At 57.4% G+C, this 22,549-nt stretch carries 25 protein-coding genes and 1 pseudogene; 8 read left to right on the top strand and 18 right to left on the bottom strand.

Features of this window, described 5'->3' with window-relative positions:
• Positions 1–28 precede the first annotated feature (28 nt).
• Complete coding sequence (locus LOC68_RS10440; protein ID WP_230218294.1) at positions 29–775, top strand: dinitrogenase iron-molybdenum cofactor N-terminal domain-containing protein; 747 nt, start codon at positions 29–31, stop codon at positions 773–775.
• An 86-nt stretch (positions 776–861) separates the two neighbouring features.
• Positions 862–1,185, top strand: a complete 324-nt coding sequence (locus tag LOC68_RS10435; RefSeq protein ID WP_230218293.1) for a HesB/IscA family protein — start codon at positions 862–864, stop codon at positions 1,183–1,185.
• A 101-nt stretch (positions 1,186–1,286) separates the two neighbouring features.
• Here LOC68_RS10435 and moeB read toward each other — a convergent pair whose 3' ends face one another.
• The 17 genes and pseudogenes from moeB to nifH form a co-directional block, all read right to left on the bottom strand.
• Positions 1,287–2,429, bottom strand: a complete 1,143-nt coding sequence (moeB, locus tag LOC68_RS10430) for a molybdopterin-synthase adenylyltransferase MoeB (RefSeq protein ID WP_230218292.1) — start codon at positions 2,427–2,429, stop codon at positions 1,287–1,289.
• Positions 2,430–2,436: 7 nt separating this feature from the next.
• The gene (locus LOC68_RS10425; RefSeq protein ID WP_230218291.1) at positions 2,437–2,706 is read right to left on the bottom strand and encodes a MoaD/ThiS family protein; all 270 of its coding nucleotides are present in this window, start codon (positions 2,704–2,706) and stop codon (positions 2,437–2,439) included.
• 18 nt (positions 2,707–2,724) lie between these two features.
• Positions 2,725–3,447 (bottom strand): HesA/MoeB/ThiF family protein, encoded by a 723-nt coding sequence (locus LOC68_RS10420; RefSeq protein ID WP_230218290.1) that lies wholly within the window; start codon positions 3,445–3,447, stop codon positions 2,725–2,727.
• Between the two features lie 134 nt (positions 3,448–3,581).
• Positions 3,582–3,737, bottom strand: a complete 156-nt coding sequence (locus LOC68_RS10415) for a hypothetical protein (protein WP_230218288.1) — start codon at positions 3,735–3,737, stop codon at positions 3,582–3,584.
• 41 nt (positions 3,738–3,778) lie between these two features.
• Positions 3,779–4,075 (bottom strand): ferredoxin III, nif-specific, encoded by a 297-nt coding sequence (fdxB, locus tag LOC68_RS10410; protein ID WP_230218287.1) that lies wholly within the window; start codon positions 4,073–4,075, stop codon positions 3,779–3,781.
• Positions 4,072–4,299 carry a CCE_0567 family metalloprotein gene (locus LOC68_RS10405; RefSeq protein ID WP_230218286.1) on the bottom strand — a complete coding sequence of 76 codons (228 nt, stop codon included), beginning with the start codon at positions 4,297–4,299 and terminating at the stop codon, positions 4,072–4,074. Before LOC68_RS10405 ends, fdxB begins: the two co-directional genes overlap by 4 nt.
• A gap of 463 nt (positions 4,300–4,762) precedes the next feature.
• Complete coding sequence (locus LOC68_RS10400; protein ID WP_230218285.1) at positions 4,763–5,224, bottom strand: NifX-associated nitrogen fixation protein; 462 nt, start codon at positions 5,222–5,224, stop codon at positions 4,763–4,765.
• Positions 5,225–5,313: 89 nt separating this feature from the next.
• Positions 5,314–5,811, bottom strand: a complete 498-nt coding sequence (locus tag LOC68_RS10395) for a NifB/NifX family molybdenum-iron cluster-binding protein (RefSeq protein WP_230218284.1) — start codon at positions 5,809–5,811, stop codon at positions 5,314–5,316.
• The gene (nifN, locus tag LOC68_RS10390) at positions 5,768–7,183 is read right to left on the bottom strand and encodes a nitrogenase iron-molybdenum cofactor biosynthesis protein NifN (protein WP_230218283.1); all 1,416 of its coding nucleotides are present in this window, start codon (positions 7,181–7,183) and stop codon (positions 5,768–5,770) included. The genes LOC68_RS10395 and nifN overlap by 44 nt, the downstream gene beginning before the upstream one ends.
• Positions 7,176–8,603 carry a nitrogenase iron-molybdenum cofactor biosynthesis protein NifE gene (gene nifE, locus LOC68_RS10385; RefSeq protein ID WP_230218282.1) on the bottom strand — a complete coding sequence of 476 codons (1,428 nt, stop codon included), beginning with the start codon at positions 8,601–8,603 and terminating at the stop codon, positions 7,176–7,178. Before nifE ends, nifN begins: the two co-directional genes overlap by 8 nt.
• Positions 8,604–8,671: 68 nt before the next feature.
• The gene (locus tag LOC68_RS10380) at positions 8,672–8,959 is read right to left on the bottom strand and encodes a hypothetical protein (RefSeq protein ID WP_230218281.1); all 288 of its coding nucleotides are present in this window, start codon (positions 8,957–8,959) and stop codon (positions 8,672–8,674) included.
• Positions 8,956–9,693, bottom strand: a complete 738-nt coding sequence (locus LOC68_RS10375; protein WP_255671087.1) for a NifB/NifX family molybdenum-iron cluster-binding protein — start codon at positions 9,691–9,693, stop codon at positions 8,956–8,958. Before LOC68_RS10375 ends, LOC68_RS10380 begins: the two co-directional genes overlap by 4 nt.
• A 93-nt stretch (positions 9,694–9,786) precedes the next feature.
• Positions 9,787–10,017: pseudogene (locus tag LOC68_RS10370) on the bottom strand (4Fe-4S binding protein); the annotation flags it as partial.
• A 44-nt stretch (positions 10,018–10,061) separates the two neighbouring features.
• Positions 10,062–10,292, bottom strand: a complete 231-nt coding sequence (gene nifT, locus LOC68_RS10365; RefSeq protein WP_230218278.1) for a putative nitrogen fixation protein NifT — start codon at positions 10,290–10,292, stop codon at positions 10,062–10,064.
• Positions 10,293–10,438: 146 nt separating this feature from the next.
• Positions 10,439–12,010 carry a nitrogenase molybdenum-iron protein subunit beta gene (gene nifK / locus LOC68_RS10360; RefSeq protein WP_230218277.1) on the bottom strand — a complete coding sequence of 524 codons (1,572 nt, stop codon included), beginning with the start codon at positions 12,008–12,010 and terminating at the stop codon, positions 10,439–10,441.
• 101 nt (positions 12,011–12,111) lie between these two features.
• Entirely contained in the window at positions 12,112–13,593 is a 1,482-nt protein-coding gene (gene nifD / locus LOC68_RS10355; RefSeq protein ID WP_230218276.1) for a nitrogenase molybdenum-iron protein alpha chain, read from the bottom strand.
• Positions 13,594–13,775: 182 nt separating this feature from the next.
• The gene (gene nifH / locus LOC68_RS10350) at positions 13,776–14,651 is read right to left on the bottom strand and encodes a nitrogenase iron protein (protein WP_230218275.1); all 876 of its coding nucleotides are present in this window, start codon (positions 14,649–14,651) and stop codon (positions 13,776–13,778) included.
• A 535-nt stretch (positions 14,652–15,186) separates the two neighbouring features.
• On the opposite strand from nifH, the gene LOC68_RS10345 reads away from it, so the two are divergent.
• The 6 genes from LOC68_RS10345 (at position 15,187) to LOC68_RS10320 (ending at position 21,953) form a co-directional block, all read left to right on the top strand.
• The gene (locus LOC68_RS10345; protein WP_230218274.1) at positions 15,187–16,050 is read left to right on the top strand and encodes an SIR2 family protein; all 864 of its coding nucleotides are present in this window, start codon (positions 15,187–15,189) and stop codon (positions 16,048–16,050) included.
• A 361-nt stretch (positions 16,051–16,411) separates the two neighbouring features.
• Positions 16,412–17,902 (top strand): nitrogenase cofactor biosynthesis protein NifB, encoded by a 1,491-nt coding sequence (gene nifB, locus LOC68_RS10340; protein ID WP_230218272.1) that lies wholly within the window; start codon positions 16,412–16,414, stop codon positions 17,900–17,902.
• Between the two features lie 63 nt (positions 17,903–17,965).
• Positions 17,966–18,229: a 4Fe-4S dicluster domain-containing protein gene (locus tag LOC68_RS10335; RefSeq protein WP_230218270.1), complete on the top strand. Its 264-nt coding sequence runs from the start codon at positions 17,966–17,968 to the stop codon at positions 18,227–18,229.
• A gap of 33 nt (positions 18,230–18,262) precedes the next feature.
• On the top strand, positions 18,263–18,688 hold the full coding sequence (locus LOC68_RS10330; RefSeq protein ID WP_230218269.1) for a hypothetical protein: 426 nt from the start codon (positions 18,263–18,265) through the stop codon (positions 18,686–18,688).
• Between the two features lie 209 nt (positions 18,689–18,897).
• Entirely contained in the window at positions 18,898–20,856 is a 1,959-nt protein-coding gene (locus tag LOC68_RS10325; protein WP_255671088.1) for a 2-oxoacid:acceptor oxidoreductase subunit alpha, read from the top strand.
• A gap of 74 nt (positions 20,857–20,930) precedes the next feature.
• Entirely contained in the window at positions 20,931–21,953 is a 1,023-nt protein-coding gene (locus LOC68_RS10320; protein ID WP_230218268.1) for a 2-oxoacid:ferredoxin oxidoreductase subunit beta, read from the top strand.
• Positions 21,954–22,063: 110 nt separating this feature from the next.
• Here the strand turns inward: LOC68_RS10320 and LOC68_RS10315 are convergent, their stop codons facing one another.
• On the bottom strand, positions 22,064–22,519 hold the full coding sequence (locus LOC68_RS10315) for a ferritin-like domain-containing protein (RefSeq protein ID WP_230218267.1): 456 nt from the start codon (positions 22,517–22,519) through the stop codon (positions 22,064–22,066).
• Positions 22,520–22,549 lie beyond the last annotated feature (30 nt).

Below are 22,549 nucleotides of genomic sequence, written 5' to 3'. Positions count from 1 at the left end.
GGTAACTGAACGAGAAAGCGAAAAAACCATGACCACCGAAACCGCACTATCGCGAGAGGTCGCCCTGCGAGTCGCACTGGCGGCGCGTACGCTGAAACAAATTGAGGCGCGAGAACTGGTCGACCTGTTGCTCGACATGGTCGAAGCCCCCCTCACCGAGGCGAAACTGGCGACGATCACCGTCACCGGGTTGAAAAACACGATCGCCGGCGGCGTCGACCAAGATGCGCCCGAAGCGGACTACAACGCGACTTCAGCGACGCGAGCGCTGCCGAGCCTGGAGTCGCTCAAAGAAGCGGTTCGCATTCTTTGGGGCCTATCCGCGGAAGAAGAGGAAATGCTTCCTTCGCCGGCCGCTGAGGATCTGCCGCAAGCGATTCGCGTGGCGATCGCGACGTCGGACGGGTCCACCATCGATGAACACTTCGGCGGTTGCCCTCGCTACTACGTCTACGAAGTCAACAAAGAAGAATTTCGGTTGCGAGACTATCGCACTACCGGCGAAGCGGTCGACTCGGACGATCCTTCCGCCGACCGAGCCGACCTGATCAAAGACTGCCACGTCCTGTATGTCGCCGCGATCGGCGGCCCGGCAGCGGCCAAGGTGATCAATCGCGGGATCTATCCGATGAAAGTCGAAGATCGTCCCGATGTGACTGCGACCTTGGTGCAACTGCAGGAAAAGATGAAAAACAATCCGCCCCCGTGGCTGGCCAAGATTCTGAACATTCCGGCCGAACAGCGAACCAAGTTCGGCGCTGCGTCAGACGAATAGTCCGGCTCGAGCGAACAGCTCAACGTCAATTCAAGTTGATTCCTCAATCCTTCCAGCGGTAACTTTACAAACCAGGAGCCTTTAGCATGATTACCCTTACCCCCAGTGCGGAAAAAGCGGCCGAACGTTTCATCAAACACGCTTCGGAACCGGTCACGGCGTTGCGAATGGCGGTCGCTTCCGGCGGCTGCAGCGGCTTTGAATACAAGATCGCGCTCGTGAATGAACCGGACGAAGGCGATCTGGAGACCAGCTCCGGCAACGTCAAGATCTACGTCGATCCGGCGAGCGCTCCGTACCTGAACGGCGTCACCGTCGACTTCTTTGAAACGCTGACCGACAGCGGTTTCAAGTTCGAGAACCCGAACGCCAAGTCGAGCTGCGGCTGCGGCTCTTCGTTCCAGGTCTAAGACGCGGCCTGCTGGGCCGCCGGCAAACGATTCGGCGATGCGTTAGGATCGCCGAATCGAGACGCGAATACGACTTCTTCGATTCGCAAACTCGGTCGCAACTAGGCGCGACCGAACTTCTGCAACCAGGCGTCGATTCCGCCGTTGAGGTTGTATACGCTCTCAAAGCCAAAGTCGCGCAACAGCTGAACGGCCGTCGAACTTCGCATGCCTGACTTACAGTGGACGATATAGGTCGCAGATCGATCGAGCTTGCGGAACCGCGCCGGCAAGACGCTCATCGGAATCAGCGTTCCGCCGATGTTGCAAATCTCAAATTCCGCAGGCTCCCGGACGTCTAGGATCGTAATCGCGTCGCCAGAATCGATCCGTCGCTTCAAGTCATCGACCGAAACGTCCCACGGACTTTGCGATGCCGCGCTGATCGTTGCAGAAGCCGGCGTCGCGGAGCAAGCGCCGGCAACCTCTTCCAGCGTCCGAATCGTAGGGTCGTCTCCACAGACTGGACAATAGGAGTCGCGCACGATCTGCAGTTGGCGAAACCGCATCTTCAACGCGTCATACGTAAGCAGCCGGCCAGAGAGCGGCTCGCCGATGCCCAGAATCAATTTGATCGCCTCGGTCGCTTGAATCGTGCCGATCACCCCTGGCAAAACGCCAAAGACGCCGGCTTCCGCACAGTTCGGGACGAACCCGGCCTGCGGAGGCGTCGGATATAAGCAGCGATAGCAAGGTCCGCCAGCCAATCCAAAGACGGCGGCCTGACCTTCAAATTTGAGGATCGAGCCGTAGCAGTTCGGCTTCCCCAGCAAGACGCAGGCGTCATTCACCAGGTATCGCGTGGCGAAATTGTCCGTACCATCGAGAACAACGTCATACGGCGTGATCAATTCGCGAGCATTTTCCGCGGTGAGCCTTACCGGATGCGGCTCAATTTGCACATGCGGGTTGATCGCACCTAACGTCGCCGCAGCCGAATCGACTTTGCTTTTTCCGACTCGCTGCGAGGAGTGAATGATTTGGCGATGCAGGTTGGAAAGATCGACTTCGTCGGCATCGACGATTCCCAGACGCCCTACTCCGGCCGCAGCCAGATACATCGCGGCAGGAGAGCCTAGCCCACCGGCGCCAATCACCAACACCGAAGCGGCCTTCAGCTTCTCTTGACCGGCGACGCCGACCGGAGGCAAGGTGATCTGTCGACTATAGCGCTGGAGTTCCTCGCGATCAAACGTCGTATTCATTTTCCGTTTAACCTCCGGCCAAGGCCCCTAAGATAAGCAGCTCGTCGTTGGCAGCTAACTTGGTTTCGCTTCCTTCGAGATTGCGGATGTTGCGATCGTTGACGAACAGATTGATGTGGCTTCGCAGCGCACCTTGTTCATCCATCAACGCCTCGCACAAGTCCGGGTATTGCCCGAACGCCTTTTCCAGAGCTTCGGCGACGCTCGTCGCCTCAAGATCGATCTCGCTGGCCCCTTCGGCACAGGTACGAAGCGACGTAGGAATGATGATTTGCATGGTGTGATCGCCAGAACTCTAAGGATGGGAATTGGGATTTAACGGGCTGCAATAGGGGCAATCATCGCGGCGGTCGATCTTCAGCGTCCGAAAGCGCATCTCGCGGAATTCGAAATGCATCCAACGCCCCGCCAAGGGCTGACCGACTCCGGTGATCAGCTTGATCACTTCGGTCGCCGCCATCGCGCCGACGCTGCCGGCGACGGCGCCAAAGACGGGAAATTCCCGCTTCCAGGTTGGCGGCGTCTCCGGAAAGAGACAACGGAGACAAGGAGTTTCACCGGGAATCAGCGTCGTCAGCTGCGCTTCCATGTCGTACATACCGCACTCCACCATCGGCTTTTGCAGCTTTAGTGACGCGTCCGCTAGCGCGAAGCGTTCCGCGAACATCGGCGCGCAGTCTACGACGACGTCCACATTTTCCTGCTCGGCAAGGGGAAGCACATTTTCGGCGCTGGCATGTTCGCCAAGGCTAACGATCTCCAGGCGTGGATTCAGCTCCAGCAATCTGGCTCGGACCGTTTCGATTCTCGGTCGCCCGATCGAATCATGCGTCATCAACAGCTGTCGATTCAGGTCGGTCGGCCTTACGACCCCGCCGTGGATAATCACCAACTTGCCTACACCGGCCGCTGCCAGCTCGTAGGCGACGACGCTGCCGATCCCGCCGGTTCGCGAGATCAGCACCGACGCGTTTTTCAGCTTCTCTTGTCCCGCTACGCCAACCCCCTCGGACCACATCTGCCACTCGTAGGTTGCGAGCTCTTCTGCGGTCAGAGGCGTTCTTTTGGTTGGCGTTAGCATGTTATTGCCAAGGAGAAGCGCCGGAACGGAATCGATTCACGCGGCAAGCGCGGAGATTCGATTCGTTCCGGTCACTTCTTTCCCTTCCCTTTTTTGTCGAAGAAGCCGTCCGCTTGCTTGGCCTTGCACAAGTCGAGCGGGTTATCGCTCACCTGGCCGCACTTTTTGCAGACGAAGACTAGCTGTCCTTTGACTTTGCCGTTTCGGTTCTTCCCTTTAACGCACATCAGAATCGCCCCCTCCCCTGCGGATTTAAAATTGGAATTGGCTACGCCGCCGCGTGCGTGTGGCAATCCTTCGGACACACCTTGGAGCACGCTTGACATCCGATGCAATCCATCGCGTCCTGGATGATCATCACCATCGAGTTGTCGGTGTCGAACTCATCTTCATCATCGTCGTCATCGAGCAGGTCTTCCCGACTGGCCAGCTCAAAGACGTTCCGCGGGCAGACTTTGTAGCACCTGCCGCAGCCAATGCACGTCGAGGCGTTCAAGCTTTGGATGAACTGCGGGACCCATTCCGAGCCGCCGCGAGTTCGTCCAACGATTCCGGCGGCGCTCATGACGAAACCGCCTCGCTTTCCGCCGCTTGCAATTTGTCGGCCGCTTCTTTCCAAGCGACGCACGCCTCGTAGGTCGACTGGGCGATCGTGTGGATCTCGTCGAAACCGTCAGGCAGGCGTTCTTCGGCCAGGTCGTGCATCTGCCCCGCCCATTCGCTCGCGATCCGCTTCTTCTTATTGACCTCTTTTTGCAGGGCCTTCAGTTCTTCCGGAGTCAGCGACATCGTGCGGTTCCTTTTGCTTGAGTTTTGCTTTTTGGGGTGAAAGGCATCTGACGATAGGCAAATGACGCGCCACTCTTCCAGAAATCTTTTTCTTTTGCTCACCTTCGCGTGCCTCAATCGCACTATTCAATGGCGCCGATGTCCGAAGAGGTCCAATGTCGTAGGAATCCCCCTTATTCAAAGCCTGCCGTCGCTTCAGTTTCCCTGAAACAGATGCCGAATTCATCGGGAATTCGATCGCTGGTAACACAGCATGGCAACGTTCTCGTTCCCCATCGAATATGCGTCGCCTTCGCGACAAATTCCTTGTGAGTTCTGCGACAAAACTCGCATTGAAGCGGAAAACAGGCGGTTCCGCGGACAATCCGACAGCGCACGAAAAAGCGGGCCCCAATGAGTTGCCCTGAAGTGCAACCCACTGCGCCCCGCTATGGTGGTAAGCTCGATCTGAAGAGAAGTTCCGCTACGACTTAGCGACTTCGTTGAACTTCTCAATCATGGCCAATGCGCCCGCGATCAGCGTCTCGGCCTGATCATTCAATTTCTCAAAGGTCGGGAAGCCGAAGCGATGGACATCCCGCAGCGTCTTGTCGAGCACGATCAATTTGCCGACCGAGATCAACGCGCGGCCGAAACCTTCATGCGTCAGTTTGATCATCGGCACCGCCATCAGGCCGCAGCGGAGCTCAATCGAGGTCGCCAAGGCGTTGTAGTAGGCGGCGACGCGGGCCATCGTGATTTCATCCGGATCGCCGACGATCGGAATCTCGCGTTTCCGTTCTTTCGTCATGATGTACGGATCCAACGTTTCGGCAGGCGTCTTGTCGGCATGCGCGTCGTAGGTGTCGAGGGCCCGCATCTGCTTCAGCAATTCGGCAGTAAACGGGGTTTCGACGTAGTCGGAGACGGTGGTCGTTTCACTCATCGTGTTGGCTCCTTTCAGCCAGATAACCTTACCGGGGCGATAAGCGTGAATATGGAAATCAGTTGAGTCGCAATTTCCGAATCGTTCGGCTATTCGTCCCACGACTCGCCGAGCAACGCTTCGAGACGTTCCTCCGACGACTTGATGGGCGGATTCAGCGCCTTGTTGATCCAGGGGGTTTGACCGTTACGAATCTCTTCGCGCAGATAGTACAGCACTTCGTTGACGTCCGCCTTTTCCCCGAGCTTGATCGGTTGCGTTCCCAGGGCGACTAGTTGTCGAACGGCCGACGCGCCCACCGCCAGAGCGAATACCGCATGGGTTCCCTCCAGCGCCGTGAACTTTTCGGTGAGTTTGTTTTCGTTCCCGTCTTGCTTCATGTCGCTGAACGACGCAACGCTGATCAACTGCGCAGAGCTTCCATCGACGCGATAGATCACCAATTGGCTCGCCGAGCCGAAGTGCTCGTCGACATGGACGCCATCGGAAGAAGCGAGCGCGACGCGCAGTGCGGGAATTTCCATCTCGGTCTCCTGCCAGCTATCAGATTCGGAGTTGATCAGCTTGATATGTCTCTTGATCGTCATGGTTTCGCTCCTGTGCATGGGGGGAACGCTTTTGGGAGTAAATGGAGTGATAGGGTTGAATCAAATGCTCGCGATGGAGCGTGATTGCATTTGAAAAGTCGAATAGCGCCTGTCGTGTCGCTTGATATCCGCTCCAGCAGCGTCCGTAACCGCCCAGCAGGTCGTATTGCGGGAAACCAGCCCGGATCAACGGCAGCTTCAATCGCTCAGCCGTCGCCACCGCATGGGAATTCCCAATGATCAATTGTGCATCCTTTTGAGACGCCATCTTTTCGAGATCTTCCAAATCACCGATCTGAACGAATTCGGTAGCGATCTTCGTAAGAATTGGGGCGTTCGCCGGCGCAACCGCGGCGATGATCTCGCAACCCATTTGGCTCAGCAAATCGCTAAAGCCGATCAAGAGATCGGGATCGCCAGCCATCGCGATTCTGGCTTGGCCAAGCGTGAAGTGAGCGTCGAGCATCGCATCTTGCAGCTGCGAACGCTGTCGCTCCAAACGTTTGGGCGCCGGCTTTCCGCTGACCGCCATCAACGCCATGATGAAGCGATCGTTCATTTCCAGCCCCATCAGGTGCGGGAAGTAGTGATTGGGAACGCCCGTCTTCTGCTGAAGGGCATCGGCCGCTTTGGTGAGCGAGTCGCCGATCACCAGCGTAGCGGCCGATTTTCCCAGCTCGTTGAATTTGTCGACCGGCATGCCCCCGGCCGAAACCGGACTATAATCTCGATCAGTCAGATGCCCATCGAGCGACATCGACAAATCAGGCAGAATGATCGGTTCGAGTCCGAACGACTCGATCAGTTCCCCCAGCCATTCGACGTCGCCGACCGATAGCGCCGAACCTGCCAGCACATTCACTTGCTGCGGCTTTTCGCCAGCGCAGCTCGACTCGGGGACGAGCGTTTCGATCATCGCTTTGACCGCAGCCGCATATCCGTGCTCAAAGCTACCGGTAAAGTCAGGCGTGTTGACCGGCACGATCCGAACGCTCTCGAATTCGGGAAACCGCTCGCGAAACTCAGCCACGTTTCGCTGCACGTCGCACCCTTGCGTTTCGGCCAGGCCGGTTGTCGGCAAACCGATCAAATCGGGTTTGGTCTTTTCACAAATCGTCTTGAGGCCGATGATGACGTTTTCATCCGCCCCCAACACGCTGCTAGCCTGATCCATCGCGGTCGTTTGCAGCGGAATCGGCTCGCGGAAGTGCCGGACGAAAAAGACCTTGCCGAAAGCGGTGCACCCCTGCGATCCATGCATCATGGGAATCGAACGATCGATTCCCAAGAAGGCGATCGAAGCGCCGATGGTCTGGCTCGCCTTCAGCGGGCTCACCGAAAGGGGTTTCTTCCGTTTCTTGATTTCAGCCATTGGACTCCCCTGTCATCGCATGAAGTAGCGCTTGGTCGGATCCGGTCGTCAGTTTCCATGGCGCCTCGGTTTTCGCGGCAGCCCAGACGGGACTTTCCAGCCCCAACGCAATCTGCTTGGCGAGTTCGACCATCCCTTCGTAACCCTCGTAGGGGAACTCCCGTTCCTGGTTGATGTCGAGGAACGGAATCTTCGCCTTCAAGGCGGTGTACATGTTTCGCCCACCGGCGATCAGCATGTCGGCCTTCAGCTCACGGACCGAGTCGAGCAGCGCCAGGGGATTTCCGTCGTCAATCATCTTGACGTCATCACCCATCAACTCGCGAATGCGTTTCTTGTCCTCTTCGGTCGACTTCTTGGTGCCAGTGGCCACAACCACCATTCCCAGGTCCTGCAGAGCCGAGATCACCGACCAACTCTTCACACCGCCGGTGTAAAGCAGAATCCGCTTACCGCGCAGTCGATCTCGCCAAGGCTGCAGCGCCTGATCGACATGAGCTTCTTCCCGCGTGATCAGGGCCTCGGTCCGCTGAATCAGATCGGGATCGCCGATCAAGCGAGCGATGTCGCGGAGCGCCCGCGAGGTATCTTCGACGCCGTAGAAACTCCCCTCAAACCAGGGAATCCCGTACTTCTCTTCCATCTTGCGAGCGACGTTCAGCATCGCCTTGGAACAGACCATCATATTGACCTCCGCGCGGTGCATGCTTTGCACTTCGCGGAAGCGAGCGTCGCCCGAGAGGGTGCAGAGAATTCGAATTCCCAGCTCGTCGAACAACGGCGCAACATACCAGAACTCGCCGGCGATGTTGTACTCGCCGACCAGGTTGATGTCGTGAATCCGCATCCCATTTCGCCCCGTTCGGGCGATAGGGTCAGGCTCACGAGTTCCAATGACCTGCTTAACCATCGCGTCGCCAGCGATCCGGTTTCCCAGATTCTTCGTCCCGTAGAAACCGGCCGAATCGATGATCACGCACGGAACGCCCCACTCTCGTTCGGCGGTACGACATACCGCGCCGACATCGTCGCCGATGAGAGCCGGGACGCACGTGTTGTAAACGAAAACAGCCGCAGGCGAGTAGGAGTCGATCGCCTGCTTGATCGAATGGAGGAGACGCTTTTCGCCGCGTCCCATGATGATATCCTGTTCGGTCAAGTCGGTCGTCATGCCGACCCGATAGAGTTCCGGTCCCGACGATCGCGTACCCCGGTTGTCCCAACTGCTGCCGGCACAAGCGATTGGCCCATGGACGATATGCGCAACGTCGGCGATCGGCAGTAGCGCGATCTGGGCGCCGTCAAACGCACAGCCGCCAGCCGTCGAACCAGGCTTCGGCTTCGCGCAGCCCGACTTCGATTTTTTGTTGTGCTCGCACGCTTTTTCGTCGAGCAGCTCCGCCACATCCTTCTGATTCATTCCCATAGTCGTAGGTCCGCTGAAATTGGTGGAAACGCTATCGACCGAAGTCGCCGACAAGGCGCCTTCTATTTGTCGTCGAGCAGTTCAGCGATCACGACGCCGATGGCGATGTCGAAATCGTTGGTCAACGACAGACAATGTTCATCCCCCCCAACCAAGTAGATGGCGAATTTGGGACGTCGCGCGACCGGCTTTCCGGAGAAGATGTCGTCGTCGAAACAGTGCGTGATTCGAACGCTGGGGAATTGCGAACGAACCGCGTCGAAGGCGAGCGGTCCCAGGTCGGTCTGTGCGAATTGATCGGCGATGGCGTCGACCGTTTCGCTGGTAATTGCGGCAGTTTGCTGGCTCATAGCGGTTCTAAAACCCCCTGATCTTGGAATCGAATGCGGTCATCCAGCGGAATGTCCATCGCCTTGGCTAACCAGGGCGGAGGATTGTCCTGCATTTTTTGCTGAAGACGATCCAGCACTTCATCGACTTTGGGTCGACTGTCCACCGTAAGCGGGTAAACGCCGCGCTGAATCACTTTGGCCGCGACATGGCCGCCGATCGCCTGCGTGTAGAGAACCTGGCAATCGGGAATCAGCTGAGCGCGAAAGTCAATCGCGTCCTCTGAGTCGACCGCTTCCGCAGCGGAGCGGACGTCGACCAACTGCGTCTCTTCTTTGCTGACTTGATAGACGAAGAAGCGGAGCGCCCCGCCGAAACGTTCGTCGACTTGCTTTCCGGTTGAAGTCGCGACCGCGACGCGGATCGAACCAGGCAGCGGCGAATCGAGACGCCCGGTCGGTTCGGGAAGACGCTGGCGGTCGTCGTCTTTGTATCCCCAAATGCACCGGACCGCATGTTTCAGCTTGAGGAGCTGTTCCTTCTCGGGCGTTTCGCTCGAGGTGGGAATCGCAACATGCTGTTTTTCCAGCCCTTCTCGCAAGTCGCTGACCGTCAGCATCGTGAAACGAGCTTTCGAGAACGGCAGCCCGACTGCGTCAAACAACGTCAGCAGCATCGCGCGAGGCTCGATCCCCAAGACATGGGCGGCCATAGCGACGCGATGCGCCAGTTCCCTTGATAACAACGGTCCCATGATGCCCCCCCTGACCTGATTATGAGCGATATGGAAAGCGGGGCTGAGGGTGGATATCCGCATCAGCCCACCGTAAGCGGCGGCTAACCAGCGCTACGTGGAAAGGAGGGTGATGCAATCGTCAATCGGGCAGAGCGTAACGCACTGCGGCTTCTTGTATTCGCCGGCGCATTCGGTGCAGGTCGCGGCGTCGATGGCGTAGGCCAGCAGCGTCGGCTTGATCGAGTTGGTGGGGCATTCCGGTTCACAGGCGCCGCACGAAATACATTCATCCGGATCAATTTTCATAGCCATGATTCGTTCTCCTTCGTTCGATGAATATGTTCTTTGCCAACGAGTTACGTAGGGCGATCTACGCTTAACGCCGCTTAGTCGTCATCCATACCGCCGACGCGCGACGCACGCAGCGTCACCGGCAGCTTGGGCTCGTAGTTGAGCGGTTCCACGTAAAATCGCGATCCATCGGTCAGTTCAATTTCTCCACCCCATTTCTCGGGAGTTGAAAACTCCAGGGTCTTCACTTCCGCCTCGAGATCCTTTTTGGGAACGTAAAACGAGATGGAGCCCGATTCGGTCCGTCGCAACATGATCTTTGGCACTGGTGAATTCCTTTGACGTTTGGGTGGTAAAGTCAGACCTGGGGAGTCGACGCCCTGAGGGGCGACAGGGCGTCGCTAGCACCCACCGGATCTGAACCTTGGTGCGCTGCGCTTCCACGCAGCCAGGTGATCCTCTTCGCTAGGAACTAGCGAATCAGGTCGTAGTTGTAGTCGGTGGTCCCCATGCCCATCGTGTCCTGGTCGAGTCGGGTGAGGATCTCGTTGACCAGCGTCTTCAGGATGTGCATGGCGCCTTCATAGCCGAGCGTGGTGTCTCGGTGCAGGTGGTGCCGATCGAAGATCGGGAAACCGAGCCGGATCAACGGCACTTCGTACTCTTTCCCCTTCGTGATCGTGTCACGTTGGATGAACTTGCCGTACGAGTTGCCGATCATGAAGTCCGGCTTGTCGGTGAAGACCAGCGATCGCATGTGCCACAGGTCGCAACCGAGATGGACCTTGCTGTTGACGCCGTACGGCGATTCCGAGAGGACCTTTTCCATCGCCTTCTTCCAACGCTTGTTGGCGTTGTGGCAGAGGACATGGGTCGGTTCGGCGCCCAACTCGAGCAGGAACTTGGTGAGCCCCATCACGAAGTCGGGATCACCCCACAGGGCGAACTTCTTGCCGTGCATCCAGGTGTGGCTGTCGGTCATCATGTCGACCAGGCGGCCCCGTTCCTTCTCGAGCGAAGCCGGAATCGGCTTGCCGGTCAGCTCCGAAACCTTCATCAGGAATTCGTCGGTCCACTGCAGACCCATCGGGATCTGAATGTCCTTCGATTCATGCTTCCAGGTGTTCTGCACGAACTTTTGCGACTTGACCGATTGCCAATTCTGCAGGAACAGCGTGTCGATCGCGTTCGGCGCGTCTTTGACTTCGTCGATCGTCGTACCGCCGGCGTACATGCGGAACTCGCCGTCGGCCGGCGTGTCGAGCACTTCTTCCGGATCGGACAACATCGAGTAGTCGACCCCCATCTCCTTCAGCATCCGCTTGATGACGCGGAAGTTGCCGAGATAGGTCTCGAAGCCGGGAACGATGTTCAGCTTACCGTTCGAGCCGACCTGCTTCCCTTCCATCTCGTTGAGCGTGAAGTAGCGAGCGATCCCTTCCCACATGTTGTCCCAGCCGGTGGTGTGGCTGCCGACGAAGCTCGGCGTGTGGGCGAACGGGGTCGGGTACTCTTGCGGAACGTGACCTTCCTTCTTCGCGTTGCGAATGAAGGCGTTCAGGTCGTCCCCGATCACTTCCGCCATGCAGGTGGTACTGACGGCGATCATCTTCGGCTTGTAGAGCGCCTTGGCGTTCTCCAGACCGTCGAACATGTTCTTCTGGCCGCCGAACACCGCCGCGTCTTCGGTCATCGAGTCGCTAACGCAGGCGATCGGTTCTTTGAAGTGACGGTTGAAGTAGGTCCGGAAGTAAGCGACGCAGCCTTGCGAACCGTGCACGTACGGCATCGTTTCTTCAAAGCCGAGGGAGCAGAGAACCGCACCCAGCGGTTGGCAGGCCTTCGCCGGATTGACGGTCAGCGCTTCGCGTTTGAAGTTGAGGTCTTGATATTCTTGAGAGGTGGTCCACTCAAAAACTTCCTTGACCTTTTCGTCGCCGTCGTAGTTTTCCCACAGCTCACGCTTGGTCTTCAGATTCTCTTTGTAATCCGCATCGCGAAAGAGCGGGTAACACGGCTTAATGGTATCGACATCTTGGCTCATGACTAAAATCCTTTCAGGATTAAAATGTTTTTGGATCGGTCAGCGAGGCCGGAATCGATACTGCGCCGGTTCCGGCCGGACCCTACTTGTTTCCGTTTGCACTACGCCGCCCCGCCGGTCGACGCTTCCGCGGCCTTCTTCCAGGGAGGAGTCACCTGGTCCCAGCACGGATTGTTGAGCGTCATATCCATGTCCCGGGCGAAGATCGCGAAACCGTCGTAACCGTGATACGGACCGGAGTAGTCCCACGAGTGCATTTGACGAAACGGAATTCCCATCTTCTGGAAGATGTACTTTTCCTTGATGCCGGAGCCGATCAGGTCAGGCTGGAGACGCTTGACGAACTCTTCAAATTCGTAGCCCGTCACGTCGTCGTAAATCAGGGTGGCGTTCCCCATTTCCTTGATCGTACGATCGTAGTCGTCGTTGTGACCGAACTCGTAACCGGTGCCGACCACTTCCATCCCGAGATCTTCGTAGGCGCCGATCGTGTGACGCGGACGGAGACCGCCGACGAACAGCATGACTCGCTTCCCTTTCAAACGGGGAGTGAATCGGGCTTGGACGGCGTCCATTTCGGGTTTGTACTTTTCGATGACCCGTTCGGCGCCTTCCTTGATCTTGTCGTCGAAGAAGCCCGCGATCTTGCGGAGCGATTCGTTGATCTTGGTCGGACCGAAGAAGTTGTATTCCATCCACGGAATGCCGTACTTTTCTTCCATGTGCCGCGAGATGTAGTTCATCGAGCGGTAGCAGTGGAGCAAGTTCAGCTTCACTTTCGGCGTGTTTTCGAGCTCGGCCAGCGTACCGTCGCCAGACCACTGAGCGACGACTCGCAGCCCCATTTCTTCGAGCAGGATGCGGCTCGACCAGGCGTCGCCGCCGATGTTGTAGTCGCCGATGACCGAAACGTCGTACGGTCCCGGTTCGTAGCTGGTCCCCATGGCGCCTTCGCCGTCTTTGAAGACCCAGTCGCGAATCGAGTCGTTGGCGATGTGGTGACCGAGCGACTGCGAGACGCCACGGAAACCTTCGCAACGAACCGGCACGACCACCTTACCGATGTCGGCAGTCTTTTTCTTCGAGACCGCTTCGATGTCGTCGCCGATCAAACCGATCGGGCATTCCGACTGGACCGAGATGCCGCGGTGCAGCGGGAACAGGCCTTCAATTTCGTCGATCAACTTGGCGAGCTTCTTATCGCCGCCGAAGACGATGTCCTTTTCCTGGAAATCGGAAGTGAAGTTCATCGTGACGAAAGTGTTCACCCCGGTCGTGCCGATGTAATAGTTGCGGCGACCGGCGCGGCTATATTGCCCGCAACCGACCGGACCGTGGCTGATGTGAATCATGTCCTTGATCGGACCCCAGACGACCCCTTTCGAGCCGGCATAGGCACAGCCGCGAATCGTCATCACGCCCGGCAACGATTTTTTGTTGCTGGTGATGCACTTTTTCGACTGCTCGACTTCGTGATCATTGGGAGCCAGGTGCTTCGCGCGATCTTTCTTCGCCTTTTCTGGATAGATCTCCAGCACCTCTTGGATCAGGGCCTCAGTTTCCTCTTTGGTCATCACAGACATTGCAAGAGCTCCTTTTCAGGTATGCGCCAAGCGTGACCAAGGCAGTCCCCCTTTGGCGTCGCTTCGTATGACTTGTTAGTAGCGTAGCTATTGATTGGTTGTTGGTTCCGCCATCTACACAAGGCGTTTCGAATCCCGCTGATTCGAAACGCCAGCCTATATCTGTCAGGCCGCAGCCTGGCTTACGCATCGGCCGAGGCGGTTTGGCCGACGATCGATTCGTCCTCTTCGTCCAGAATGCCGAACTCGGTCAGCAAGTCTTCGAGTTCGTCCATCGTGATCGGCGTCGGAATGACCAGCTTCTTGTTGTCACGGATCTTCATCGCCAGGTTGCGATATTCGTCAGCCTGAGCCGCCTTCGGATCGTATTCGATCACGGTCATACGGCGGATTTCGGCACGCTGAACGACGTTGTCGCGGGGGATGAAGTGAACCATGTGGGTTCCCAACTTCTCGGCGAGAGCTTCGATCAGTTCCGCTTCACGATCGGTGTTGCGGCTATTGCAGATCAAACCGCCCAGACGCACGCCGCCCGAGTTGGCGTACTTCACGATCCCCTTGGCGATGTTGTTGGCCGCGTACATGGCCATCATTTCGCCGGAGACGACGATGTAAATTTCCTGGGCTTTGTTTTCGCGAATCGGCATCGCGAAACCGCCGCAGACGACGTCGCCAAGGACGTCATAGAAGACGAAGCTGAGGTCTTCATCGTAGGCGCCTTCTTCTTCGAGGAAGTTGATCGCCGTGATGACGCCACGACCTGCGCAACCGACGCCCGGTTCCGGACCGCCCGATTCGACGCACTTCGTGTTGCCATAACCGACCTTAAGAACGTCTTCGAGTTCCAGGTCTTCCACGCTGCCGGCCTCGGCGGCCAGGTGCATGATCGTGTTTTGCGCTTTGGCGTGAAGCATCAGTCGGGTCGAGTCCGCTTTGGGATCGCAACCAACGATCATCACTTTTTCGCCAGCTTCTGCGAGCGCGGCGACGAGGTTCTGGGTCGTCGTCGACTTCCCAATTCCTCCCTTACCGTAGATCGCACATTGTCGGAGGGCCATACAGGGTTCTCCTGAAGGTGTAGGTGAGTGTGAAAAATAGCGTTCCTGTTTTTTGCCGCACGTCATCGGCAACGCGGGACCCTTAATGCAATGGGTGTGCCAATAGAAAAAGTCGCGACCAGTCTTGCCGTCGCCGGCAAGAAAAACCCCGGTTTTCTTCGAAGAATACGCCTCTTTCGAATTTGTCGTCGCTCTCTTGTCGCAACGTCCGACCTCCTGTTTCCATTCCGACAAACGCAACTGGAGGGAACGACACAAACAAAACAACCGGCTGAAAACAGGTTTTGTGGAGAAGAAGCGCAACCGTCGGTAATCCCGGACGTTAAGGCACGCCAAGAGGTTGATGGACGCGAAAGCTGACGCCCTTCGCCGTCGCACCACCATTGCCGTCAACACGGGAAGACAAAATCCCAGCGGCACACCACTTGCGAAAACAGGTGATAGCAGCAACGCCGCGCGTAGACGCTTATTGCGCACTCGCCGCGTCCTATATACGAGCCATCCCCCTTAACCAATAAGCAAAGGAGCGATCCCCGTGACTGACTCACTTCTGAACCAACTTGTCCAGGGTATTCGCAGCGGCGAAATCGTCCCCTATCTCGGCCCAGGAGCTTTGTCGGATGTCGTTCATAAAGAAACCGATGAACCAATCCCTGCAACGAGCGACGGCCTGATTCTGGCTATGAACGGCGGCAAGCCGATGGCGCCAAAGCTGATGTGGGAGTTTGCCCGCGCGGCGATGAATTTGGAGTTAAAGAAGGGGCGCACCTTCATCAGTCGCTTTCTGACCGATACGTATGGTCACGACAAATGGACGCAGTCGCGCCTTCATAAACTAGTCGCTGACCTGAATCCTCACCTCGTGCTCGACATCAACCGCGATACGCAGCTGCAGGATTTGTACGCAGAAACGCCCCACACCTTGATTGTCGGCCTCGCCCGGATCGCCGGAACCGACTTCCGCTATCGTCTCTATCACTACCAAGATGGAGCGTATCGCGAAGTGAAGAATGCGGAAGTCGACGTGACGCTCCCTGTTCTCTTCAAACCGATGGGAACCCCGCGACCGTCGGCCGACTATATCGCCTCGGACGCTGACTACGTCGACTACATCACCGAGCTGATGGGAGGTTTCGCGATTCCTGGTTTTGTGAAGGAATACCGGTTAAATCGGCAATATCTCGGCATCGGCCTCCGTCTGACTCGCGACACCGAACGGATGGTATTTACTGACATGATCTACAGCGCCGGCGATCCCGCAGGCTGGGTCTTGATTGAATCCCCGACCGCCAAAGAACGCCGCTTCTGTGAGTCGAAGCGGGTCGAAATCATCGAAGCGTCGACCAGCGATCTGCTCCAAGCCTTGGAAGCGGCTCAGGAGAGCGCTGTCGAAACGTAAGCCAACGGCCAAAGGGAAAAGCGAGGATTCGGTTATGTCGGTTGACGTCAAAAACAGAAGCGAACAACGATCCCAGACGCAATTTCCGCGTGATTTGGGCGCTCGCAGCGATTTCGCTGTTGGTTTGACGCCAACGCGACGCGTTTCTGTCTCGAACAAGACACAAAACATCCGACGTGCGACGTCCAACTTTTCCCTCAAGCCCCTGGAACCGGCGTTATCTAGCGCAGCAATCGAAAATTCGAGCGGTCCGCGACGTGGCACACCGCTTGCATATGGCGTCATCGCGACTCAATAGGGCGGCGGTGTTCGGTTACCCATGACCGGATGAATTCAACTCATCAAGTGGATGGAGAACAATATGCTCGAACTGAAAGTGCTCGGCGATCACTCGGAAACCGAAGTCCCCCAAGGAGGTTGTTCCTCCGGATCGTGCGGTTCGACCGACGATCAACTGTCCCATCTCTCCGAAAGCGTTCGTCAGCGCGTTTTCAATCATCCCTGCTATTCAGAGCAAGCGCATCATCATTTCGCTCGGATGCATGTCGCCGTCGCTCCGGCTTGTAATATTCAGTGCAACTACTGCAACCGCAAATATGACTGCGCCAACGAATCACGACCTGGCGTCGTCTCCGAGCTCTTGACCCCCAAACAAGCGGTCAAAAAGACGATGGCGGTGGCGGCCAACATTCCGCAAATGACGGTGCTGGGAATCGCCGGTCCTGGCGATCCGCTGGCCAATCCGAACAAAACGTTTTCGACGTTCCGGATGCTGACGGAACAAGCTCCCGACATCAAGCTGTGCGTTTCGACCAATGGTTTGGCGCTACCTGATTACGCCGACGAATTGACGAAACACAACATCGATCACGTTACGATCACCATCAATTGCGTCGATCCTGAAATCGGCGCCAAGATCTATCCGTGGGTCTTCTGGAACAACAAGCGAGTTCGCGGCGTCGAAGGCGCCAAGATCTTGATCGATCGCCAGCAGGAAGGGCTCGAAAAGCTGGTTGAACGCGACATCCTCGTCAAAGTCAACTCAGTGATGCTGCCGGGGATCAATGACAAACACCTGGCGGAAGTGAGCCGCGTCGTCAAATCGAAGGGCGCCTTCCTCCACAACGTGATGCCGCTGATCGCGGAACCGGAACATGGGACCTACTTCGGTCTGATGGAACAACGCGGTCCGACGCCGAAAGAACTGCAGGAATTGCAGGACGAATGCTCCGGCGACATGAACATGATGCGTCACTGCCGACAATGCCGCGCCGATGCGGTCGGTTTACTCGGTGAAGACCGCGGCGCCGAGTTCACCATGGAAAAAATCGAAGCGATGGAAATCGACTACGAAGCGGCCATGGTCAAACGGAAGAAGGTGCACGACGCGATCAACGCCGAACTGGCCAAAGCGACGACGCAATCGCAAAGCGTCAATGCCGACCACGCAATTCCCGCCGAAACGCGCCCCGTCTTGATGGCGATCGCGTCCCAAGGGGGCGGCCTGGTTAATCAGCACTTCGGTCACGCGAAAGAATTCCTGGTCTATGAAGCCTCGCCCGAAGGGGTCCGCTTCATCAGCCATCGCAAGACCGACTTGTACTGCACCGGCGGCGACACGTGCGGCGACGGCGATAGCCTGCTCGGCGGCATCATCAAAGCCCTGGAAGGTTGCGAAGCGGTTCTGTGCTCCAAGATCGGATACGAACCTTGGGAAACGCTGGAAAGCGCAGGCATCATGCCGAACGGCGAGCATGCCATGGAGAAAATTGAAGACGCCGTCTGGGCCGTCTATGTCGAGATGTACCAGAACGGCAAACTGACCGACAACCAGACTCAGATGACGGCGTAGGAAATCGCAGGGAGTTTCCGTGCGAGCCGCATTGGCCCAAACGCAACAGCAAAGGACCGGACGATGGCCCTGAAAATTGTGGATCGATGCGTCAATTGCCACGCGTGTCAGATGGTCTGCCCGACCGGATCGATTCGTAAAGGCAAAAACGACGCTCACTTCCTGATCAACCAGGATACCTGCACGGAATGCGTCGGATCCTACGACGAGCCTCAATGTTCGAGCATTTGTCCTATCGAATGCGCGATCGAGTTTTCGGACGGTTCGCCGGTCAACCCCTTTGGGTCGTTAACCGGTTTGCCGCTCGACAAGGCGCCTCTTGTATAGCAACGAACACCACTACGGAAGCGTGCGACGGTTATGCAAACGGAATCCACCAACCCAGTCATCCTACGATTCGATCCCGGGACGGCTCGCGCAATCGCCGAGTACGACTGCGCGGCCGCCGCTTCGGAAGCGCCCGAGGCCTTGTCGCGAGACGCTCGTCCCGCGACCAAGGAGTCGGTCGTGCAAGTGATCAATCAAAACGGCGATACCAGCCGACTGGTTGTGGTTCGCGTTGACGCACCGGAGCAAACTTACCTGGTGTTGCGACAACAAGATTGGGCCGACGGAATTGGCTGGTACACGCAGCGAAGCGTCGAAATCGGTTCCGACCAACTGGGACCGCTTCGATGCACGCTGCAATCCTGCCAAGATTGTCAAACGGCTCCGCCCCAACAGGCTAGCCGGACAAGAAAGCAGTTCTCCGCCGCGCGACGACAGCAATTGCGAATCGTCTCGTAGCGACTCCTGCTTCACACAATTCAACCAACTCACTAACGCGACAAGCGAGTGTTTCGTCACTAGCGGTCACATGCGTTGGTCAAACGCCGCCCCGGGAAGTGCGAGCCTCGGGCGGCGTTGCGTACAAAGGGAGCCTTTCCAGGAGAGGCTTGCGCGGCGTAAGTCGTACTTAACGACGAATTTCAAGGCGGAATGCAAAGGGTAGAACCATGACACCTGACGGCGGTTTGGAAAGTAAAACGAAGAGTACCGACGAGACTAGCCCGGAAGCCAAGACGTTGCCGGTCATTGACCGCCTTGGCCTCTCGCCCAAGTCGAACAAACAAACGGTCAATATCGAGGGGGCTACAGTTCGCCTGGCCGGCGACTCGGGCGACGGCATGCAATTGGCCGGAACCCAGCTGACCGGAGCATCGACTCGACTTGGCAACGACGTGGCGACTTTTCCTGACTTTCCCGCCGAAATCCGCGCTCCCAAAGGAACCACGGCCGGCGTTAGTGGTTTTCAGGTGCGGTTCTCCTCCAAGCAAATCTTTACCCCCGGCGATACGCTTAACGCGTTGGTCGCCATGAACCCGGCCGCGCTCAAAACCAATCTGCACGACCTAGCCGGCGGCGGCATTTTGATCGTCAACGAAGACGAGTTTGACGCGAAGTCGCTGCAACTATCCGGCTACGCGGAAAACCCACTCGAAAACGAAAGCCTGAACGAATACCAACTGATTCAGGTCCCGATGACGCGCATCACGCGTGAAGCGGTCGCCGAACTTGGTCTTTCTTCCGCCCAAGCCGACCGCTGCCGCAACTTCTTCGCGATGGGTCTTGTTTACTGGCTGTATGGCCGTAGCCTGGAACCGACGCTGAACTTCATCGAAGAGAAGTTCGGTTCCAAGCCGACGATCGCCGACGCCAATCGCCGCGCCCTGAACGCCGGCTGGTACTACGGCGAGACGACCGACGCCTTCGGCAGCAACTTCCGGGTCGACCCGGCAAAGTTGAAGCCGGGCAAGTATCGCAGCCTGAACGGCAACAAGGCGATGGCCCTCGGCCTGATCGCCGCGGCGAAGAAGAGCGACAAAGAGTTGTTCCTCGGGACCTATCCGATCACCCCGGCGAGCGACATTCTGCACGAGCTGAGCCATCACAAGAACTTCGGCGTTCGAACCTTTCAGGCCGAAGATGAAATCGCCGCCATGTGCTCGACCATTGGAGCCGCCTTTGGGGGAGCGATGTCGGTCACCACTTCCAGCGGTCCAGGCATCGCGCTCAAGGGAGAAGCGATGGGACTGGCGCTGATGCTCGAATTGCCGATGCTGATCGTCAACGTCCAGCGCGGCGGTCCCAGCACCGGTTTGCCGACCAAGACGGAACAAGCCGACTTGCTGCAGGCGGTCTTCGGCCGGAACGGCGAAGCGCCGATCCCGGTGATTGCAGCCCGAAGTCCCGGCGACTGCTTTCATGTCGCCTTGGAAGCCTGGAGGATCGCCGTCCGCTTCATGACGCCAGTGATCGTGCTGACCGACGGCTACATCGCCAACGGGACCGAGCCGTGGCGAATTCCGACGTCGGACGAGCTTCCCACCTTGAAGATCACCCATCCCGATAAAGTCGAAGGGGAAACGTTCTATCCGTACGCCCGTGATGAGCGACTCGCTCGACCATGGGGGATCGCCGGAACCGAAGGGCTCACGCACCGCCTAGGCGGGCTCGAAAAGCAAGATCTTACGGGGAACGTCAGCTACGACGGCGACAACCATGAGCACATGGTAATGACGCGAGCCAAGAAGGTCGCCAACATCGCACTCGACATTCCGCTTCAGGAAGTGAACGGACCAGACTCGGGCAAGCTGTTGGTCTTGTCTTGGGGGGGAACCTATGGCGCTTGTGCGACGGCAGTCGAACACGTTCTCGAAACGGGTGGCTCCGTCGCGCACGCTCACCTGCGGTACTTGAATCCGCTGCCGAGAAACCTGGGAGGACTCCTCTCGCGCTACGATCAAGTTCTCATTCCCGAACTCAATTTGGGACAACTCCGCACGGTGATCCAAGCGGCCTATTGCCGGCAAACGATTCCGATGCACCAAGTCAAAGGAAAACCATTCGGCGTTCAACAGATCGTCCGCAAGATCGAAGAGATTCTCGCCCAGCACGAGGCGGTCGGCTGCTAGTTTCGCCGACGCCGCCCTTCCCTTGCGAATCCCATTCGATCACCGCGACAACTCATTGGAAAAGGTAGACGAAAATGATTACCTCCGCACCGCTCAATTTGACGCCTCAAGACTTCGCCAGCGACCAGGAAATTCGCTGGTGCCCCGGATGCGGCGACTACGCCATCCTCGCATCGATGAAGAAGGTTCTGCCGACGCTGGGAATCCCACCGCACAAGACGGTCTTCGTCTCCGGCATCGGCTGCTCGAGCCGCTTTCCGTACTACGTCAGCACCTACGGAATTCATAGCATTCACGGCCGAGCGCCGGCGATCGCCACCGGTCTGAAGGCGTCACGCCCCGATCTTTCGGTCTGGGTAATTACCGGCGACGGCGACGGACTGAGCATCGGCGGCAATCATCTGATTCATGCGATTCGCCGTAACGTGAACATCAACATCATTCTGTTCAACAACCGCATCTACGGCCTGACGAAGGGGCAATACTCGCCGACTTCGCCGATTGGCAAAGTGACCAAAAGCACGCCAATGGGAGCAATCGACAATCCGCTCTATCCCCTCTCGGTCGCGGTCGCTTGCGAAGGGACGTTCGTCGCTCGCTCGGTCGATACGAACACCAAACACCTGGCGGCCACGCTGCAACGTGCGGCCGAGCATCAAGGGGTGTCGTTTGTCGAAGTGCTGCAAAACTGCAGCGTCTTTAATGACGGCGCCTGGAACTACGCCAAAGACAAAGACTCCAAAGCGGACAATCTCCTGGAACTGGAGCATGGCAAGCCGCTGATCTTCGGCAAAGAGGGGAACAAGGGGATCCGCATTCGCAACCTGGAACCGGAAGTGGTTGAAATCGGCAAGGATTGCGGCGAAGAAGAACTGCTAGTCCATGACGAGCAGGCGAAGTCGCCGACGTTGGCCTATATGCTGTCGCAACTTCGACACGAGTTCGGGTTCCCCGAACCGATTGGCGTGTTGCGAGATATTCAGCGCCCGCAATACGAAATCGAATTGAATCGCCAGGTTGAATTCGCCCGAGAAACCGCCGGCGAAGGAGATCTCGACAGTCTGCTGGATGAAGGGGAAACCTGGACGGTCGCGTAGCGGCGCGAGCGCTGCGTCACTAGCGGTCGAAAGAAGAAAACTGCTCCGGATGGATTTGCGAGCCTCGAGCAGTGATGACTTCAATTCCAAGTTGAAACAACTTGGCGCGTTTAACCGGCGTTGGAAACGGCATCCGCCATCTCGCCGGAATCGTAATCGCGGAGGATCAGGGTGAATTCGTCCACGCCTTCTTGCTCTTCCAGCAGGATCTCCTCCAGCATCACCACCAAAGGGCGATCGACGCCGTCGGCCAACGCGAGCGCTTCCTGGTAGAGTTGAACGGCCGTTTCCTCAAAGCAGAGGCTGTTCATCAGCATCTCGTGCAAACTGCCGGTCTGCTTGACCGGATCGCGTTCGACGACTGGAACTCCACCGAGCGCCGTGATCTTCTGGCCGATCTGTTTCGCGTGACCGAACGATTCCGACGCACTTTCGCCAAATCGTCCCGAGTAAACCTCGCGCCAAATGCCGGTCAGCACAAAGCTGTACTGCGAGTATTGAGCGACGCCGGTCCACTCCCAACGCAATATGTCGTTTAGTTTGTCAATTAACTCAGAACTTGCCATGCAGTCTCTCCATGGTCCAAAGGAATCAAA

This window comes from Blastopirellula sediminis, assembly GCF_020966755.1.
Taxonomy (GTDB): domain Bacteria; phylum Planctomycetota; class Planctomycetia; order Pirellulales; family Pirellulaceae; genus Blastopirellula; species Blastopirellula sediminis.
This window is presented reverse-complemented; position numbering and strand designations above follow the sequence as displayed.

What these genes read in the sequence shown, in the direction of transcription:
- LOC68_RS10440 (WP_230218294.1), top strand. Translation starts at nt 29, where the DNA reads ATGACCACCGAAACCGCACTATCGCGAGAGGTCGCCCTGCGAGTCGCA.
- LOC68_RS10435 (WP_230218293.1), top strand. Translation starts at nt 862, where the DNA reads ATGATTACCCTTACCCCCAGTGCGGAAAAAGCGGCCGAACGTTTCATC.
- moeB (WP_230218292.1), bottom strand. Translation starts at nt 2,429, where the DNA reads ATGAATACGACGTTTGATCGCGAGGAACTCCAGCGCTATAGTCGACAG.
- LOC68_RS10425 (WP_230218291.1), bottom strand. Translation starts at nt 2,706, where the DNA reads ATGCAAATCATCATTCCTACGTCGCTTCGTACCTGTGCCGAAGGGGCC.
- LOC68_RS10420 (WP_230218290.1), bottom strand. Translation starts at nt 3,447, where the DNA reads ATGTGGTCCGAGGGGGTTGGCGTAGCGGGACAAGAGAAGCTGAAAAAC.
- LOC68_RS10415 (WP_230218288.1), bottom strand. Translation starts at nt 3,737, where the DNA reads ATGTGCGTTAAAGGGAAGAACCGAAACGGCAAAGTCAAAGGACAGCTA.
- fdxB (WP_230218287.1), bottom strand. Translation starts at nt 4,075, where the DNA reads ATGAGCGCCGCCGGAATCGTTGGACGAACTCGCGGCGGCTCGGAATGG.
- LOC68_RS10405 (WP_230218286.1), bottom strand. Translation starts at nt 4,299, where the DNA reads ATGTCGCTGACTCCGGAAGAACTGAAGGCCCTGCAAAAAGAGGTCAAT.
- LOC68_RS10400 (WP_230218285.1), bottom strand. Translation starts at nt 5,224, where the DNA reads ATGAGTGAAACGACCACCGTCTCCGACTACGTCGAAACCCCGTTTACT.
- LOC68_RS10395 (WP_230218284.1), bottom strand. Translation starts at nt 5,811, where the DNA reads ATGACGATCAAGAGACATATCAAGCTGATCAACTCCGAATCTGATAGC.
- nifN (WP_230218283.1), bottom strand. Translation starts at nt 7,183, where the DNA reads ATGGCTGAAATCAAGAAACGGAAGAAACCCCTTTCGGTGAGCCCGCTG.
- nifE (WP_230218282.1), bottom strand. Translation starts at nt 8,603, where the DNA reads ATGAATCAGAAGGATGTGGCGGAGCTGCTCGACGAAAAAGCGTGCGAG.
- LOC68_RS10380 (WP_230218281.1), bottom strand. Translation starts at nt 8,959, where the DNA reads ATGAGCCAGCAAACTGCCGCAATTACCAGCGAAACGGTCGACGCCATC.
- LOC68_RS10375 (WP_255671087.1), bottom strand. Translation starts at nt 9,693, where the DNA reads ATGGGACCGTTGTTATCAAGGGAACTGGCGCATCGCGTCGCTATGGCC.
- nifK (WP_230218277.1), bottom strand. Translation starts at nt 12,010, where the DNA reads ATGAGCCAAGATGTCGATACCATTAAGCCGTGTTACCCGCTCTTTCGC.
- nifD (WP_230218276.1), bottom strand. Translation starts at nt 13,593, where the DNA reads ATGTCTGTGATGACCAAAGAGGAAACTGAGGCCCTGATCCAAGAGGTG.
- nifH (WP_230218275.1), bottom strand. Translation starts at nt 14,651, where the DNA reads ATGGCCCTCCGACAATGTGCGATCTACGGTAAGGGAGGAATTGGGAAG.
- nifB (WP_230218272.1), top strand. Translation starts at nt 16,412, where the DNA reads ATGCTCGAACTGAAAGTGCTCGGCGATCACTCGGAAACCGAAGTCCCC.
- LOC68_RS10335 (WP_230218270.1), top strand. Translation starts at nt 17,966, where the DNA reads ATGGCCCTGAAAATTGTGGATCGATGCGTCAATTGCCACGCGTGTCAG.
- LOC68_RS10330 (WP_230218269.1), top strand. Translation starts at nt 18,263, where the DNA reads ATGCAAACGGAATCCACCAACCCAGTCATCCTACGATTCGATCCCGGG.
- LOC68_RS10325 (WP_255671088.1), top strand. Translation starts at nt 18,898, where the DNA reads ATGACACCTGACGGCGGTTTGGAAAGTAAAACGAAGAGTACCGACGAG.
- LOC68_RS10320 (WP_230218268.1), top strand. Translation starts at nt 20,931, where the DNA reads ATGATTACCTCCGCACCGCTCAATTTGACGCCTCAAGACTTCGCCAGC.
- LOC68_RS10315 (WP_230218267.1), bottom strand. Translation starts at nt 22,519, where the DNA reads ATGGCAAGTTCTGAGTTAATTGACAAACTAAACGACATATTGCGTTGG.